The sequence below is a fragment of the Variovorax boronicumulans genome, from assembly GCF_030812215.1.
Lineage (GTDB): Bacteria > Pseudomonadota > Gammaproteobacteria > Burkholderiales > Burkholderiaceae_C > Variovorax > Variovorax boronicumulans_C.
Genome location: NZ_JAUSSG010000002.1, coordinates 25,474 through 41,825, shown reverse-complemented (window position 1 = coordinate 41,825; position 16,352 = coordinate 25,474). Strand labels below are relative to the sequence as shown.

General features: G+C 63.7%; 18 protein-coding genes. 9 read left to right on the top strand and 9 right to left on the bottom strand.

The annotated features are described in order from the left end of the window. Positions 1 to 187: 187 nt before the first annotated feature. The gene (locus tag J2W23_RS06360; RefSeq protein ID WP_307648110.1) at positions 188 to 1,009 is read right to left on the bottom strand and encodes an alpha/beta fold hydrolase; all 822 of its coding nucleotides are present in this window, start codon (positions 1,007 to 1,009) and stop codon (positions 188 to 190) included. Between the two features lie 185 nt (positions 1,010 to 1,194). Beyond that, positions 1,195 to 2,154, bottom strand: a complete 960-nt coding sequence (locus tag J2W23_RS06355; protein ID WP_307648109.1) for a LysR family transcriptional regulator — start codon at positions 2,152 to 2,154, stop codon at positions 1,195 to 1,197. Between the two features lie 98 nt (positions 2,155 to 2,252). Between J2W23_RS06355 and J2W23_RS06350 the strand changes: the two genes are divergently transcribed. The 7 genes from J2W23_RS06350 to J2W23_RS06320 all read left to right on the top strand — a co-directional run bounded on the left by J2W23_RS06350 (position 2,253) and on the right by J2W23_RS06320 (position 8,925). Then, positions 2,253 to 2,924, top strand: a complete 672-nt coding sequence (locus J2W23_RS06350; protein ID WP_307648108.1) for an RraA family protein — start codon at positions 2,253 to 2,255, stop codon at positions 2,922 to 2,924. Positions 2,925 to 2,971: 47 nt separating this feature from the next. Then, entirely contained in the window at positions 2,972 to 4,321 is a 1,350-nt protein-coding gene (locus J2W23_RS06345; RefSeq protein WP_307648107.1) for an amidase, read from the top strand. 48 nt (positions 4,322 to 4,369) lie between these two features. After that, positions 4,370 to 5,347, top strand: a complete 978-nt coding sequence (locus J2W23_RS06340) for a Bug family tripartite tricarboxylate transporter substrate binding protein (RefSeq protein WP_307648106.1) — start codon at positions 4,370 to 4,372, stop codon at positions 5,345 to 5,347. 64 nt (positions 5,348 to 5,411) lie between these two features. Then, a complete protein-coding gene (locus J2W23_RS06335; RefSeq protein ID WP_307648105.1) occupies positions 5,412 to 6,452 on the top strand; it encodes a Bug family tripartite tricarboxylate transporter substrate binding protein in 1,041 nt (346 codons plus the stop codon). After that, complete coding sequence (gene pxpB / locus J2W23_RS06330; RefSeq protein ID WP_307648104.1) at positions 6,453 to 7,133, top strand: 5-oxoprolinase subunit PxpB; 681 nt, start codon at positions 6,453 to 6,455, stop codon at positions 7,131 to 7,133. Then, positions 7,130 to 8,152 carry a 5-oxoprolinase subunit C family protein gene (locus J2W23_RS06325; protein ID WP_307648103.1) on the top strand — a complete coding sequence of 341 codons (1,023 nt, stop codon included), beginning with the start codon at positions 7,130 to 7,132 and terminating at the stop codon, positions 8,150 to 8,152. The genes pxpB and J2W23_RS06325 overlap by 4 nt, the downstream gene beginning before the upstream one ends. Continuing rightward, complete coding sequence (locus tag J2W23_RS06320; RefSeq protein WP_307648102.1) at positions 8,149 to 8,925, top strand: LamB/YcsF family protein; 777 nt, start codon at positions 8,149 to 8,151, stop codon at positions 8,923 to 8,925. The genes J2W23_RS06325 and J2W23_RS06320 overlap by 4 nt, the downstream gene beginning before the upstream one ends. Positions 8,926 to 8,936: 11 nt before the next feature. Here the strand turns inward: J2W23_RS06320 and J2W23_RS06315 are convergent, their stop codons facing one another. Genes J2W23_RS06315 through J2W23_RS06305 form a run of 3 tightly spaced genes read right to left on the bottom strand, consistent with a single transcriptional unit; the run spans position 8,937 to position 11,333 of the window. Then, entirely contained in the window at positions 8,937 to 9,575 is a 639-nt protein-coding gene (locus J2W23_RS06315; RefSeq protein WP_307648101.1) for a 4-carboxy-4-hydroxy-2-oxoadipate aldolase/oxaloacetate decarboxylase, read from the bottom strand. 46 nt (positions 9,576 to 9,621) lie between these two features. After that, positions 9,622 to 10,602, bottom strand: coding sequence for a Bug family tripartite tricarboxylate transporter substrate binding protein (locus J2W23_RS06310; RefSeq protein WP_307648100.1), 981 nt, complete (start codon positions 10,600 to 10,602; stop codon positions 9,622 to 9,624). A gap of 41 nt (positions 10,603 to 10,643) precedes the next feature. Further along, positions 10,644 to 11,333: an RraA family protein gene (locus tag J2W23_RS06305; RefSeq protein ID WP_307648099.1), complete on the bottom strand. Its 690-nt coding sequence runs from the start codon at positions 11,331 to 11,333 to the stop codon at positions 10,644 to 10,646. Positions 11,334 to 11,426: 93 nt separating this feature from the next. On the opposite strand from J2W23_RS06305, the gene J2W23_RS06300 reads away from it, so the two are divergent. Next, positions 11,427 to 12,323 carry a LysR family transcriptional regulator gene (locus J2W23_RS06300; RefSeq protein ID WP_307648098.1) on the top strand — a complete coding sequence of 299 codons (897 nt, stop codon included), beginning with the start codon at positions 11,427 to 11,429 and terminating at the stop codon, positions 12,321 to 12,323. A 26-nt stretch (positions 12,324 to 12,349) separates the two neighbouring features. Here the strand turns inward: J2W23_RS06300 and J2W23_RS06295 are convergent, their stop codons facing one another. From J2W23_RS06295 to J2W23_RS06280, 4 genes are read right to left on the bottom strand one after another with little or no spacing between them, the layout of a single operon-like run. Further along, complete coding sequence (locus J2W23_RS06295; RefSeq protein ID WP_307648097.1) at positions 12,350 to 12,751, bottom strand: hypothetical protein; 402 nt, start codon at positions 12,749 to 12,751, stop codon at positions 12,350 to 12,352. Between the two features lie 30 nt (positions 12,752 to 12,781). Further along, positions 12,782 to 14,002, bottom strand: a complete 1,221-nt coding sequence (locus J2W23_RS06290) for a pyridoxal phosphate-dependent aminotransferase (protein ID WP_307648494.1) — start codon at positions 14,000 to 14,002, stop codon at positions 12,782 to 12,784. Between the two features lie 2 nt (positions 14,003 to 14,004). Further along, positions 14,005 to 14,673, bottom strand: coding sequence for an RraA family protein (locus J2W23_RS06285; RefSeq protein ID WP_095744374.1), 669 nt, complete (start codon positions 14,671 to 14,673; stop codon positions 14,005 to 14,007). Further along, the gene (locus tag J2W23_RS06280; RefSeq protein WP_095744375.1) at positions 14,670 to 15,335 is read right to left on the bottom strand and encodes an RraA family protein; all 666 of its coding nucleotides are present in this window, start codon (positions 15,333 to 15,335) and stop codon (positions 14,670 to 14,672) included. The genes J2W23_RS06285 and J2W23_RS06280 overlap by 4 nt, the downstream gene beginning before the upstream one ends. A gap of 105 nt (positions 15,336 to 15,440) precedes the next feature. Here J2W23_RS06280 and J2W23_RS06275 point away from each other — a divergent pair, with 105 nt between their 5' ends. Next, a complete protein-coding gene (locus J2W23_RS06275) occupies positions 15,441 to 16,349 on the top strand; it encodes a LysR family transcriptional regulator (RefSeq protein WP_307648096.1) in 909 nt (302 codons plus the stop codon). Positions 16,350 to 16,352 lie beyond the last annotated feature (3 nt).

Below are 16,352 nucleotides of genomic sequence, written 5' to 3'. Positions count from 1 at the left end.
GTTGATGGTAGGGCGCCCTCCTGAATTGTCTTGCGTTGCTGCGCTTCATTGGCCTCTCGCGCATGACGAGCCAAGCAAAGCCGATTTTTTTCGCTTGGCGGCATGGTGGAAATGGCGAGATACAGCGATGGCAGATCGGTGAAGTTCAATACAGAACAACCAGCGTGCGGTTGTTCTCTATGAGCCGTCATGAGGTTGACCCAGGGCGGACTAGAAGCACAGCTATTTCCTTCCACATTGCAACCGGATTGGAGTACATCGGAAAGTGACCACAAGCGCCGATCTCGCTCAGTCGGACGCCATGTCGCTCGATGTGCGACAGGTACGAAAGCGAGGCGTTCTGCTCGCCGTACATGAACATCCTGGGGCAAGGCAACCCAAGAAACTTCTTCATGAGATCCGCGTTGTCCGAAAGCTCAACCATCGAGCGAAAAATCGGGCCGACCGCGCCCGCTCTTACCTTGTGACGCAGGCTAGCTGCGTAGAGGGCGCTCGCATAGGCTGGCGACTGCAGGGTGCGTGCAATGAACTCGTCGAAGAAGTGCTCCGCATCGTCGGCCGGATAGTGGGTGATCTGCCGGCTCAGGAAGCAATCCTCGGGCGCAATGTTGCCTTCGATATCCACGAAGCTGAGCACCCGATCGGGGTGGCGATCCGCCAGCATCAAGGCCGTCAGGCCGCCCATCGAGTGGCCAACGAGGTGAAATCGATCGATGCCCAAGCGATCCAGCATCTGCTCGGCAGTCTTCACCAGGAATGGAATGGAGACTCGCGAAAGATCACTGCATTCGCTTGCTCCGCAACCGGGTGCGTCGTAGGCGAGAAAGGGATGCCCATCGAACGCAGCGTGCCGCACGATGTCGGCGTAGTCTTCCTTGGTCGATCCAAATCCATGCAGGAAGACGATCGGAGAAAGATGCCCCTCGCGATGGATCGCGGCGACACTCAACTCGACGTCATCGACCGGGAAATTGAAGTGGGTATGGATGAATTCCTTGTTCGCGCTCACGGTATGCACTGCTCTGTCGATCAGCAAGATTGCTCGAAGTGCACTCTGAGGCTTCGTTCGCGCTTTGTATATTTCGAACAGGCAAACGAATTCATAGGCCAAACGTATGGCTGCCCGAACTGGAGCGAGCGTTCAATGAACTGCCGGAAGATACGCAATGGCGCGCGGCAGATTCATCGAGACCATCAGGGCAGGCGAGCGGGCATCGACCTCGTGTCGCCGGCGGCAGAGGGCGGGTTGTCGACAAAGAACTGCGCCGACGCAAGGACCGCCTTGACGAGATCGACGACGACCTCGACGCCCGCCGGTTGCTTCTCGACAAGGTAGGAGACGTAGTAAGCAATGGACGGAAGCGGGGGATCCGATTCGATCAGCTTCAGCGTTCCCTGCTTCAGGTTTTCCATGACGACCGGAACCGGCAGCGCAGCGACGGCGTGGCCGTCTCGCAGGATCTTCATGATCATCACGAGCGAGTTGCATGTGTCCAGGCGATGCAGATCCGTACCGGCTGCACTGAGCCAGTTTCTTGCAACCTCGTGCAGGATGGAGGGCTGGGGGTTCGTCACCAGCGGAACGGACGCCGCGTCGGCCGGCGAGAAAGGCAGATGCGCAAGCTCCACGGATGCACTGGCCACCCATGCGACCTGAACCCACCCAAGCAACTCGTCGATCACATGGGGGCGTGCGGAGGGACTGGTCTGCAAGGCGATGTCGAGCTCGCGCCGGTTGAGTTTTTCGTGGAGCACCTGGCTGCGTTCGATGCGCAGCTCGACCCTCAAGGCGGGATAACGAACCTTCAGTTGACGAAGAATCTCCGACACCGCCACGGCCGCCGACGACTCGTCTGCACCCATTCGCAACACACCATCGAGCGGCGGAACGTCGTGCTCGCTGCACTTCTCCAGCTCCGAGCCGGATGTCAGCAAGCGCTTGGCGTGCTCCAGAACTTCGCGCCCGGCTGGCGTCAACTGGACGCCTTGCTGGCTTCGGCTGAGCAGGGCCATGCCCAGCACTTCTTCGAGTTCCTTCATGCGCGCGGTAATGGCGGGCTGACTGACGAACAAATGCTTGGCCGCCGCATTGACCGTGCCCAACGTCGCAGCCCAGTAGAAGGCTTCGAGCTGCCTGAATGTGATGCGCAACATCAATTTAGTTTATAGCCCTGGGTCGAGATTTGTGTCTTTTCGCGCCGGCGGGTGCCTCCTAGAGTTCGCTCCATTGCAACCGACCACTGGGAATCAATGTGTTTGTACTGAATCACCTTCCTCCGCCTGTCGACCCGGCACTCCTCGAACTGCTCGTGCGCGCCGAACCTGCTGTCATCGGCCACTTCCGGCATACGGGTTTCATGGTGCCGGCGATCCGGGCTCATTTCCAGGACCGCCGCGTCGCCGGCACGGCCATCACGGTCCGGGTACCGGGAATGGATGGCGCCATGGTTCACTACGCGATCGGCCAGGCGCGGCCCGGTGACTTCATCGTGATCGATCGTTGTGGCGACGAAACCATCGCGACCCTTGGCGGCGCGGTGGCCTACGCGGCGAAAGTGGCCGGAGTGGCGGGCATCGTTGTCGATGGACTGGTCACCGATCTCGGCGAACTCCGGCAGTACGGCGTCCCGGTCTGGTCCAAGGGCACTTCGGCCGTCACCGTCAAGAGTCTGGGCCTGGGCGGCGAATTCTGTGTGCCGGTGACCTGCGGCTCTGTGGCGGTGACGCCGGGCGACGCCATCCTCGCGGATGAGAACGGCGTCCTCGTCATTCCGGTTGCCGACATAGAGGCCAGCGCACATCGCGCTCTGAAGATGATGAGCGATGAGAAGCTCACGCTGAAGCGGCTGGATGGTGGCGAGAAGTACCCTGACATCATGGGAACCTCGGCGCTGATCGCCAAGGCCATGGGAGCGCAGGCATGACCGTCGCTTCCCAGATCCTTGCCGAAGGCTTTCCGAGCGTGGTCTCCATGGGCGAGATGCTGCGCTCTGGCGCCTGCACATCCCTGGACCTCACCGAGTACGCATTGCGGCGGATCGACGAGCTCGATGGGCGGCTGCACGCCTTTGTAGAGATCTACGCGAAAGAGGCACTGCTTGCCGCCGAGGCGGCGGACCAACTGATCCGAGCCGGCCACTGGCTGGGGCCTCTGCACGGCATACCCGTCGCATTGAAAGACAACATCGACGTCAGGGGGCGCCCAAGCACGGCCGGTTCGACACTGCTCTCGGACAACACGGCCAAGGCCGACGCATGGATCACGCAGCGCTTGCTCGAATGCGGTGCCATCGTGGTCGGAAAGACCCACATGGTGGAGTTTGCGCTCGGCGCATGGGGAGCAAACGAGTTCATGGGCGCACCCCGCAACCCCTGGGGCCGCGGCGCGCATCTTTCGCCGGGAGGCTCCAGCAGCGGCTCCGCGGTGGCGGTAGCGGCCGGCATGGTGCCGCTGAGCGTCGGCACCGACACGGGTGCGTCGGTGCGGGTACCCGCGGCGTTGTGCGGCGTGACGGGCTTCAAGCCCACCATCGGACGTCTGCGAAGCGAGGGTGTGGTGCCGCTGAGCACCACGCTGGACAGCGTGGGCGTTCTCGCGCAGACCGCCGAAGACGCTGCCCTGATGTTCGCCGAGCTGACTGGTGATCGGCATGCGTTTCCGACATCGCAAGTCAACGCTGGCGCTACGCCATCTCTGGAGGGGTTGCGCGTCGGCTTCCTCGATGCAGCCGATCTGGATGGTCTGCAGCCCGAGATCCATGTCGCGTACATGCGCGTGCTGGATACGTTTCGCGCGCAGGGCGCTCATCTGCGCAAGCTGGTGTTGCCGACCAGTTTCGACGACTTCGCCGATGTGGCGAGCACCATCCTGCTGTCCGAAGCGGCCGCGAGCTGGGGGCATCTCGCCGCGAACTCGTCTTTGCAGATGGATGCGTCCGTGCGTCCCAGAATTCTCGCCGGCGCCAGGTTCACCGCGGCGAAGTACGTCTCGGCCTGCAGAAGGCGTGAGGAACTGCAGGCGCAGTTCGCCGATTCGCTCGGCGACCTCGATGTTTTTCTCACGCCGACCTCGCAATGGACGGCCCGCCCTTTGAGCGATGTCGACCATGCGAATCCACCCGTGCGCTATGCACGCATCGGAAATCTCCTGGATCTCTGCGGCATCTCCGTGCAGGCGGGGGAGGACGAGAACGGACTTCCTATCGGTCTGCAGATTGCAGGTCCCACGAACGCCGACGCTCGCGTGCTCGATGCGGCGCGCGGCTACCAGGCATGTACCTCGTGGCACCAGCGACGCTGGAGCCCCGGAAGCGAGCGCTGATCGCCAGCGCCGACGCCGTCTTTTTTTCAACTCACGTCCGCAATCATCATGAAGACCCTCATCCGAACACTCGTCGCAACCTTCGCGGTCGGTGCGACTCTTGGGCAGAGCGCGATCGCAGCCGAGGATTTCCCTTCCAAGCCGATCCGGATGGTGGTGCCATTCCCTCCGGGCGGAAGCATCGACATGGTGGCGCGGTTGATCGGCCAGAAGCTGTCCGATGAGCTCCACCAGCCAGTCATCGTGGACAACCGGCCCGGCGCCAGCGGGAACATCGGCATGGACGCGGTCGCCAAGGCGCCCAAGGATGGCTACACGCTGGTGATGGCGCCGTTCAGTGTGGCTACCAATGCGCACCTGTTCCTGAAACTGCCGTTCGATCCCCTGAAGGACCTCGCGCCCGTCATACGGGTGGCAGACCAGCCCAACGTGCTTGTCGTCAACTCGACGAACGTGCCGGTTCAGAGCGTTGCGGAGCTGGTTGCACAGCTGAAGGCCAAGCCGGGAAAGCTCAGCTTCGGCACATCTGGCATCGGCAACCCGCAGGACCTGTCCGCCCGGATCTTCATGAGTGCCACGGGAACCGACATGGTCAATGTGGCCTACAAGGGCGGGGCGCCCGCGCTGGCCGATTTGCTGGGTGGGCATATCGACCTCATGTTCGAGACGTCGCCCACGGCCGTTCCTTACGTGAAGAGCGGCAAGCTCAAGGCGCTGGCGGTGACCAGCGACAAGCGTCTTCCCTCGCTGCCCGACGTTCCCACGGTCGCCGAGGCGGGTGTCCCGAACTACAAGGCGATCTACTGGATGGGCCTGCTGGCCCCGAGTGGCACGCCCGCACCGATCATCCAGAAGCTCAATGCGGCAACGCAAAAGGTGCTGGCCACACCTGACGTTCAGAAGCAGCTCAGCGACATGAGCTTGTATCCCTCGGGTGGTTCGTCCGCGGAATTCGCGTCATTCATCCAGGCGGAGTCGGCGTTCTACGCGAAGCTGATCAAGGACCTCAACATTCCGCAGCAGTAGCAGCGCTGTCGCGCGCCTTGGGCCGAAGACCGGCCCTTCATGTTTCAGCCCGGCTCTCCTCGAAATGCGACGAGCCGCAGACTCGTCGCGAGCGAGCGGTGTCGACATTCGTCTCCATTTTCTGGATCGCATCATGATTTCCATTGTTCGCCGTGCCATCGCCTCGTTGCTGCTCGTGTGCGTGCCGTTGGCATTTGCCAGCGATTTCCCGAGCAAGCCTCTTCGCATCGTCGTTCCTTACCAGCCGGGCGGCTCGACGGATTCTCTGGCCCGGCTGCTCGGACAGAGGCTCTCCGAAGGTATCGGCCAACCGGTGCTCATTGACAACAAGCCTGGCGCCTCGGAGCAGGTTGCCGCCGCGAGCGTTACCAAGTCACCCGCCGACGGCTACACGCTGATGATGGCCACGACGATCGGGCTGGCCATCAACCCGTCGCTGTTCAGCCGGCTGCAGTACGACCCGGCGAAGGACTTCTCGGCCATCTTGCCGGTGGCCCGGATCGCCAGCGTCGTGGTGGTCAACCCGCGTCTGCCGGTCAAGACCATGGAGGAGCTCACCGCCTACCTGAAGGCCAATCCGGGAAAGATCAGCTACGGATCGGCGGGAAGCGGCGCACCCAGCCACCTCGCCATGGAGCTCTACAAGCGCGCCGCCGGGGTCGAAGCAACCCATGTTCCGTACAAGGGCGGTGCCCCTGCATTGCAAGACCTGATGGCCGGCAACATCGACGTGATGATCGCCCTTGTTTCCGAGGCCATGCCTCTGGTCAAGGCGGGCAAGCTGCGGGCGCTCGCCGTCACTTCGCCGGGACGCAACCAGCGCTATCCCGAACTCACGCCTGTCTCGGACACCCAGGGCATGAAGAACTTCGAGATCTACCTGTGGTACGCCGTGGTGGCACCTGCCGGCACGCCCAAGGAAATCGTCGGCAAATTGAACCAGTCTTTCAATGCAATCCTGAATGACAAGGAAACGAAGGACAGGCTGATCGAGATGGACATCGAGATCGCAGGCGGGGCGTCCTCCGCCGTGAGCGCGATCATGGGAGCGGAAGGCGCCAAGTGGAAGAAGGTCATCGACGATGCGGGGATCAAGGCCGACTGAATGCCTCGCCAACTTCCGATGAAGCCTCGTGTTCAGCCCTGCGGCGCGGGCGGGCTCCTGCTGGATGTTTCCAGCGGACCGTTCAGTCTTCCGGCCCAGAGACGCCTGTGGGCACTGGTCGGAGAGGCTGGGCCACTCTTGCGCTGGGAATGCTTGCGCAGCGTGGTCCTCGGTGTGAACAACCTGCTCGTCATGTTCGATCCGCTGCGCACGCATCCGCAGGCGCTGGCCCTCGAGCTTCTTCAGGCGTGGAAATCTGCACGTCCGAGCAAGGAAAGCGGACGCATGATCGAAGTGCCGGTGGTGTACGACACCTCGCGAGACTCCGAGCTGGAAGGCGTTGCCAGGCACGCGGGTCTTGGCGTGGATGAAGTGATCCGGCTTCACACGTCGGCGACATATCACGTCGCGTGCATCGGGTCTGTACCGGGGTTCGCATACCTTGTCGGCCTGCCTTCGGGCCTCAGCACGCCGAGGCACACGACGCCGCGCCCCCGGATCGCCAGGGGCACAGTGGCGATCGGCGGGGCGCAGACGGGCGTGATCCCGATGGACATGCCCTCCGGATGGCACGCGCTCGGCGCGACGAAGCTCGACATGTTCGATCCCTCGCGTGCCCGGCCTTGCCTGCTGGCGCCAGGCGACCAGATCCGCTTCATCGCGCGGGACGCGAGGCGATGATCGAGGTCCTCAGCAACGGCGGCTTGAACCTGGTGCAAGACCTGGGGCGACCGGGGCATCTTGCGATCGGCGTTTGCGGCGCCGGTGCGATGGATGCGCCGGCGCTCTCGATGGCGAACTGGATGGTCGGCAATGATGCCGCTGCGGCTGGCATCGAGATCAGCATCTTTCCGTTCAGGATTCGGTTCCACCAGCCCCTGCGTTTTTCATGCACGGGCGCGATCACGACGCTCGAGATGCGGGCGCGAAAGCTGCCGAGCTGGTGGGCGGCCTCGGTCGATGCCGGCGAGGTGCTGACCATCGCCGCCCCGGAGCGAGGCGCCAGGGCTTACCTGGCGATCGCTGGTGGCATCGACGTGCCCCGCGTCCTCGGCTCGTGCTCGACGGACCTGAAGAGTGGTTTCGGTGGGCTGGAAGGTCGCGGGTTGCGCAAGGGGGACCGGTTGGCGCTGGGGGAGGGCGGGCGTTGCGACGCAACCGACGTCACCCCGTTCGGCATCGGGCCGGCATCGCGGTTTGAATTCTTCGGCCAGGTGGCTGCTGGCGCGGCGACGATCCGCGTGCTCGCATCGGCCGAGTACCCGCACTTCACTGCGGATGCGACGCGAACCTTCCAGCAAAGCGAATATCGGCTGACCCCGGATTGCAACCGGCAGGGTTTTCGGCTTGACGGTCATGCCTTGTCGACCCGCAAACCGCTGGAGCTCCTGTCGCACGGCATCGTGCCGGGGACCGTGCAGGTTCCGCCTTCAGGTCAACCGATCGTTCAGATGGCCGAGGCCAACACATGCGGCGGCTACCCAAAGATCGCCAACGTCATCGAGCCGGACCTCTGGCGGCTTGCCCAGCTTCGCCCCGGGCAGCGCATCCGGTTCGAACTGGTCGAGCATGAAGCAGCCGTTGCAGCCATCCGCGACCAGGAGCACGAGCAGGCGCGCATCCGGCATGGGCTGGCGCTCAAGCCGTGTCCTGTGGCGAGAAAACCCGTTCAACCCAACCTCGAAAGGAAGCCCCCATGAATTCGACAAGCGTCCCGCGATCCGTGGATCTGAACTCCGACCTCGGCGAAGGCTTCGGCGCCTGGAAGATGGGGGACGACAACGCGATCCTCGAGATCGTGAGCTCCGCGAATGTCGCTTGCGGAATGCACGCCGGAGACCCGCACATCATGGCGCGGACCTTCGCGCGCGCCAAGGAACTGGGCGTGGCCGTCGGAGCCCACCCGGGTTACCCCGATCTGTGGGGATTCGGCCGCCGGGAGCTGCCATTTTCCCCCGTCGAGATCGAGCAGTTCGTCGCCTACCAGGTCGGGGCCGCAATGGGCGTGGCGGACCTCGTGGGCCATCCGATCACCTACGTTAAGCCGCACGGCGCATTGGGCAACCTGTCGCAGGTCGATGCTGCTGTGGCGGGTGCCATCGTGCGAGCCATCGCCGCGGTGGATCGCAAGCTGGTGTTGCTCACGTATCCCGATGGTCACGCCACACGCATCGCGAAAGAACTCGGCATGCGCACTTGTGCAGAGATCTTCGCCGACAGGGCCTACACCATCGACGGCCGATTGGTCTCTCGCAAGCTGCCCGGTGCGGTCTTGCATGACCCCGAAGAAGTGGCTGCGCGCGTGCTACGGATGGTCGAGGCCGGTGGAGTGGAGACCGTCGAAGGCGCCTTGCTGCGGATGGAGATCGGATCGATCTGCGTGCATGGCGACAGTCCCGGCGCCATTCAGATGGCGAGCACCATTCGCACGCGGCTGAACGATGCGGGAATTGCGGTCAAGGCCTTCACCTGACCGCGGGCCGGTCACACCAGGCCGAAGCGCTTCAACGTGTCGGCCAGGTTGAGCAGATCGATGGTGGAGGTACCTTCCTGGATTGCCTTGCGCTGTTGCACCTCCTTGGCTTCCCGCGCAAGACTCGTGGCGATTGCACTGCCGACTTCGGTTTCCGGAACCACGACGATGCCGTCCCGGTCTCCCACGACGATGTCGCCCGGATTGATCTGCACGTCGCCGATCAGAACAGGCACGCCGACCTTGCCCGGCTGGTTCTTGCCGGTCCCCTTGATCGACAGGCCGCGGCAGAACACGGGGAAGCCCAGCTCGATGATCAGGCTGGCGTCGCGCACGCAGCCATTGATGACGAGGCCGGCGATGCCGACCTTCATGGCCTGGATCGTCAGAACGTCGCCCCAGGGGCCAGCTTCCATGAAAGCCTTTGCATCCACCACGAGCACGTCACCGGGTCTGGCCTTCTGCACGGCATAGTGCAGCATCAGGTTGTCGGCAGGGCGGCAGTCCACCGTGTACGCGGGGCCAGCGAGCTTGACGGATGGGTCGATGGGCTTGACGCCGTGGTCGAGCGCTCCCTTGGCGCCTTGCGCCTCGTACACGGTTGCTGCGCCGAGGTCGCGAAGCTGGTTGATCTGTTCAGAAGTGACCACGAATACTCTCCGGAATTGAAACTGATGGGGTTTGGCGGGCGATGGCTCAGTCGACCTTGGCGCCAGAACGCTTGACGAGCGATTCCCAGTAGGGAAGCTCCTTGTCGATGAACTGGGCGAACTGCTCCGATGTACCGGAGACGTCTCGCGACCCCATGTCCGCCAGGCTTTTGGAGGCCTCGGCGCTCTTCAGGACCTTGCGCAGGTCGCGGTTCAATCGCGCCACGAGCGCAGTCGGTGTCTTGGCGGGAGCGAAGATGCCGTACCAGTTCTCGATGACGAAGTTCGGGTGACCCAACTCCTTCATGGTGGGAACGTCGGGAAGGTTTTTCGAGCGCGCGCTGCCGGTGGTTGCCAGGGCTCGAATGCGTCCTCCCCCCAGCTGTGATGCGATCGCCGTCGTTGTTTCGAAGGCGACGGGCACCTGGCCGGCAATCACGTCGGCCATGGCCGGCGCTTGCCCCCGGTACGGAATGTGGGTCATGTCCAGGTTCATCTCCAGTTTCAACAACTCGCCCATCAGATGCTGCGGACTGCCGCTGCCACCAGATGCGAAGCTGTACTTTCCTGGTTTCGCCTTGACGGCTGCCACGAGCTGATCAAGCGTCTTTGCCGACTCGGTCGCGTTGACGTACAGGACCAGCGGGACGGAGGCGACTTCGACGACTGGCGCGAGCGACTTGATCGGGTCGAGGCGAAGCTTGTACAGGTTGCGGTTGATGACCACGCCCGTGTTGTTGCCCAGGAGCAGCGTGCATCCGTCGGGCGCCGCGGCCGACACGAACTCGGTGCCAATGTTGCTGCTGGCGCCGCCCTTGTTGTCCACGATGACGTTGGTGCCCAGTTCCTTGGCCAGGCCCGGTGCGACCAGGCGCGCGAGGATGTCGGTGGTGCCACCGGGCGGGTAGGGCGACACGAGCTTCACGACCTGGCATGGATACGCCGGCTCCGCGAAGGCGACGCCTGCGAGGGCGTTCAGTGTCAGGCCGACGGCAGCCGCGCCGATCAGGGAAGGGATCGATTTCATATCTTGTCTCCGTTGCTTCTTGATATCTCAGGGGGCTGCAGTCAAGCCTGGCTCGCAAGCGTGGTGGGCGAACGCTGCAGGGTGTGATAGCCGAACTTCTTGCGCGCTTCGGCCAGCGGCATGCCTGCCAGCGCCGCATCGAGAATCTGCACCTCGACGACCCGGGTTTCCAGTGCTTTCGTGAGCACCTCCTGCATGCGCGCGTGAGGCACGACCACCACGCCGTCGTCGTCGCCGATGAGGAGGTCGCCGTTGCAGACGCGCACGTCGCCCAGGCTCACAGGCTGCTCGTAGGCCTCGACCTGGACGCGATCCTTGCCGGTCCGCATGAACTTGCCGGCGGCGTACAGGGGGTAGTCGGCTTCATCGGCTTCCGCTGTGTCGCGGCATACGCCGTTGATCACAGTCCCTCCGATCCGCTTGTGCGCGGCAAGCCGGCTCAGGATGCCGCCCCAGACCGTGCAGTCGAGCCGGCCGGCGTTGTCCAGCACGACCACGCTGCCCGGCCGCAGGCGGTCGATGTAGTCGCCCACGGTGCCCGGCTGGGCGCGATCGATCGGAGCGAAGCGGATCGTGAAGGCCTGACCGAAGAGCTTGGCCGGGCCTGCGATCGGGCGGATGCCCAATGCGCTTCCCGGCAGGTTGAAGAAGTCCAGGGCGTCGGACACTTCGGCCGTGGAGAGCGTGCGGGCCTGCGTGAGCCATTCCGGCTCTTTCACATCGGATGTCAAGGTTGTCTCCAGTAGCGGGTGAAACAAGCCTCAATGCTCAGTTAACGAAAGAGCGAATGCAATCAACGAGTTTTGACTCTAAGATCAAAAAATATGAATCTGAGAGCATTGCGCTACTTTTGCGAGGTCGTGGAAACCGAGAGCGCCAACCTTGCGGCCAGCAGGCTGCACGTCGTTCCTGCCGCAGTCAGCATGCAGATCGCCCAGCTGGAGGAGCAGCTTGGCGGAAAGCTCTTCGACCGCGCCACGCGCCCGATGAAGCTCACGCCGCTCGGGCGGTTTCTCTATCCGAAGGCGAGAGCGCTGCTGTCTGACACGCAGCGCATGCTCGAAGAAGCGAAAGAGCTCTCGCTCGGCCGTTCAGGCTGGCTCAGCATTGGGTTCACGCGCTCGACTATCTTCTCTGTGCTCCCAGATGCCGTGCGCGCGATGAAAGCAAGTGCTCCGAAGGTGCGCATCGATCTGACCGAGATACTCACCGAGCATCAGGGCGAGGCGCTGCGCAACGGCTTGATCCACGTCGGCCTGGCGCGGACCATCGGCCCGTTCGTCTCAGAGGACGATCTGGAGTGCATTCCACTGTTCAGCGAGCCGTTGCTGGCCGCGTTGCCGTCCGTCGATCCTCTGGCCCGCCGCAAGGTACTCAACCCGCGAGATCTGAACGACGCTTCTTTCATCAGCTATCCGAAGGACCCCAACAGCAGCTTCGCGCGGCATACGCTGCAGGCGCTGGAAGCCGCAGGCGTGAGGCCGCGGATTGGCTATGAGGCCAAGGAGATCCATACCGCGCTCGGTCTGGTCGCGGCGGGGCTGGGCTTCACACTGGTCGGCAAGTCGGTCGCGGACAGCAACCGCGGTGATATCCGGTTTCTACCCGTCAGGGGCGTCAAGACCATGGCCAACGTCTTTGCCATTCGTCGCAAGGGCGTTGCGCATCAGTTGGCCGATGTGTTCCTCGACATCGCATCGATGCAGTCGCTGACCCGCTGACGAAGCGGCTCATCCATCCAGCGGCATCAATTGACGATCAGCGACGTCTTCACGCAGCGTGCCCTGTGATCGACGTAATAGCCGCCGTATTCCGTGTAACGAAGGACCACCAGCTTGCAAGCGACACAGCGATAGACATCGCATCGATTGAACGGAAAGAAATCGATCGCGACGGGCGCATCGGACGAGTCATAGCGCGTACCGGCGGGGTGGAACTCTTCGAAAGTCGGCTCATGGAGTTCCGCATCACGCAACGTGCCTTGCAACTCCATGAGGTCGGCAGGCCAGCGTTCGTCGGGGATGCTTTCCCACCCCACGGCGTGGAGTAGCCGACAAGAGCAATTCTTGTCGGCGCCAAAGGCATCCGCCTCCGCCGTCAGTTTTCTGAGGTCGGCAGCCCGTAGCCGAGGGGGCGTTTCATGTGCCATGAGTTCACTCTAGCATCGGCACCCAAGGACTCAGTTGCAGGCCGAGGCGAATCGAGAAATGGCATTGCAAGCTTGCTGCAGAGCGCGGTCGTCCAGTGCATAGGCGATCCGGATGTAAGGTCCCAGGCCAAACGCACTTCCGTGAACAACGGCCACATCCGCCTCATCGAGGAGTGCGAGCGCGACGTCCTCGTCCGTGCGCAGAAGCGCACCGCCTTGCGATCTCTTGCCGATCAGACCCTCACAGGATGCGAACGCGTAGAACGCGCCGGCGGGGGTATCGCAACGAAGCCCGGGCGTGGCGTTCAATGCCTCCACCATCATGTCTCTGCGCGCCTGGAAAACCCGGCGGCTGGACGCGATGAAATCCTGCGGACCGGTGAGCGCGGCGAGGGCGGCGTGCTGCGAAATCGAACAAGAGCCGGACGTCTGCTGGCCTTGCAGCTTCTCCATGGCGTCGAGCAGCCAACGCGGCGCCGTGCAGAAGCCGATCCGCCAGCCCGTCATGGCGTAGGCTTTCGATACGCCATTCATGGTGACCGTGCGTTCCGCCAGGCGCGGCTCGACCTGGGCGATGGTGCAGAACTCGGCGCCGTCAAAGATCAGGTGCTCGTAGATGTCGTCGGAAAGCACCAGGACATGCGGGTGCTTCAACAGCACGTCGGCCAGCGCGCGCAACTCATCGCGCGAGTAGACCGCGCCCGTGGGGTTGGACGGCGAGTTGAGGATCAGCCAGCGCGTCCTGGCGCTGATGGCCTGGGACAGCTTCTCCGGCGTGAGCTTGAACCCCGAGTTGTTGTCGCAGGTCGCGATGACGGCCCGGCCGCCGCAGAGCTGGACCATCTCGGGATAGCTGACCCAATAGGGCGCCGGCACGATCACCTCATCGCCGACGTTCAGCGTCGCGGCCAGTGCGTTGTAGATCACCTGCTTTCCGCCCGAGCACACGATGGTGTCTTGCCAAGTGCAGGCCAGTCCGTTCTCGAGCTGGAACTTGCGTGCGACCGCCTCCCGCAGCGCGCGCATGCCGGCCACCTGGGTGTAGCGCGTATGCCCCGCGCCGATGGCATCGATCGCCGCGGCCCGGATGTGTGCTGGGGTGTCGAAGTCAGGCTCGCCTGCCGACAGGGAAATCACCTTCGCGCCTTCGGCGCGCCGGGCGGCAACGCGGTCCATCATCCGGTAGGTGGCCGAGGGCTGAGCGCTGGCCAGGTGCACGTTCAGCCGCTGAAGGTACGGATCGCTTTTCATCGTCACGCCGCACCTCGTTGCTGAAGGGTGTGATAGCCGAGCGAGGCGCGGGCTTCTCCGAGCGACTTGCCTTGCGCGATTTGGTCGCGAATGCTCGCCTCCACGCCCTCGATGCGGCGCGCCACTTCCGCGACCTCCCTGGCCCGGCTGCGCGGCACGACGACGACACCGTTCGCGTCCGCGACTACGATGTCGCGTGCCACGACGCGCGCCGTTCCGATCGACACGGGAACGTTGACTGCCTCCACCTGGACCCTGTCCTTGCCCGTGCGCATGAACCGACCCTTGGTGAAGAGCGGATAGCCGTCTCCCAATGCCTTGGACACGTCGCGGCAGACCCCGTCGATCACGGTTCCCGCAATCTTTCGGGCGCCGGCGTACTGGGTCATGATGTCGCCCCAGACCGTGCAGTCGGTGCGGCCGTCGTTGTCGATCACCACGACATCGCCCTCGGCGACATCGTCGATGAAGTCGCCCACGGTTCCAGGCGGCGTGCTGGCCGAGGCGTACTTGACGGTGAAAGCCGGACCGACGACGACGCTCCTGTAGTTGTCCAGAGGCATCACGTTCATGCACTGGCCCGGCAGGCCCAGCTTGTCCATGGCGTCGGAGACGCCCGGGGTGTCGAGCCCGTGAAAGAGTGCGACGAGTTCCTTGTCTTCGGCGTTCATTTGGCGGGCCCCTGGTTGATGGCTTCGAATTCCTTGTCGTGCATGACGTCGGCGACGGAGCGGCCGCGGCGCACGGCCTCGACCATGCCGTCCTGGCGGCGGGCGATCTTCTCTGCGAGATCCAGTACTTCGATGATTCGGGCGGCCGGGATGAAGACGGTGCCGCAACGGTCGGCGATCAGGTAGTCGCCTTCGTCGACGTCCACGCCGGCGATCCTGACGCGGTGCCCCGAATCGATCTGGATCACGCGGTTGCGCGCACTGATCATGGTGACGCCGCGCCCGTAGACCGGGTAGCCGATGGACTCGCTGCCGTCGATGTCCCGGCTGAGGCCGTCGATGACGGAGCCGCGGACCTTGCGGACCTGTGCGGCGTTCGCGAGGATGTCGCCCCAGCAGGAGATGCCGTCCTGGCCGCCCGCGATCACGAGGATCCGATCGTCCGTCGTGATCTCGGCGATCACGGGAGAAATCAGGTGAACCGTGGGCTTGGCGTCGGTCTTGGGACCCAGCTGGATGGTGCTGGCGCGGCCAACGATCTTGGGGCAATTCCACAGCGGCCGAAGGCCGAACGTGGCGCCCGGGAGGCCGAGGAAGTCGAGCGCATCGGAGACCGTGTTGGTATCCAGCGCGGCGAGGCGGTCAAGGGTCGATGTGGGCATTGGCTGTTGCGGTCGGGGTGGAAAGATTTGACTTTCCGTGGATGCCATTCATATGTAAATTCCGAAGATTGAATGGTTGTAATACGCCAGGGCTATGGAAAGAACATGATCAACTTCCGTCTCATCCGCCACCTGTGGCTCTTTCTCGCGGTGGCAGAGGAAGAAAACTTCAGCAAGGCGGCGGCACGGCTCGGCATGTCCCAGCCGCCTTTGACCGAGCAGATTCAGGTGCTCGAGCAAGCGCTGAAGCTCAAGCTGTTCGAGCGCTCGCGGCGCGGCGCCAAGCTCACGCCGGCGGGCGCGGCGATCCTTCCGGCGGTGCGCAAGTTCGCGCAACAGCTCGAGCGGCTCGAGCTGGCGGTGCGGGAAGCGGCGGCAGGACAGACGGGCCTGCTGACGATCGGCGCGATCAGCTCGGCGATGCTCGATGTGCTCCCGCCCTTTCTGGCGACGCTCAAGAAGCGCTACCCGGACCTGACCGTGTCCGTCAGGGAGATCGACAGCGCGGAGGCCATTCCTTCTCTCGAATCAGGCGACGTGGATCTCGCGTTCGCAAGGCTGGAAGGCGACCTCGGCGAGTCCATCGACAGCATGCCGCTGAAGCAGGACAAGCTGGCCGTGGCGCTTCCCAAGGGGCATCGCTTTTCCAGAATGGCTCGCATCCGGCTGGCCAGCCTGGCGGACGAGGACTTCGTGATGTTTTCCAGGCGCGTGAGCCCCGTCTATTTCGACGGCCTCACCGCGGCGTGTCTGGCGCACGGCTTTTCGCCGAGGGTGATCCACGAGACCCGCAGCGTCTCGTCGCAGGTGGCATTCGTCGGATGCGGGCAGGGCATCGCGCTCGTGCCCGCATCGATGAAGAAACTCGCGCCGGAGAGCGTCGTGCTTCGTCCGCTGAAGGAGAGCCTGCAAGTCGTCACCACTGCCGTGGCATGGAGCAAGACGAGAAATTCGCCGCTGTTGCAGGAGATCACGGCGCTGTTGGGCGCTGGCGTTCCAGCGCGCCTTGCCTAGAGC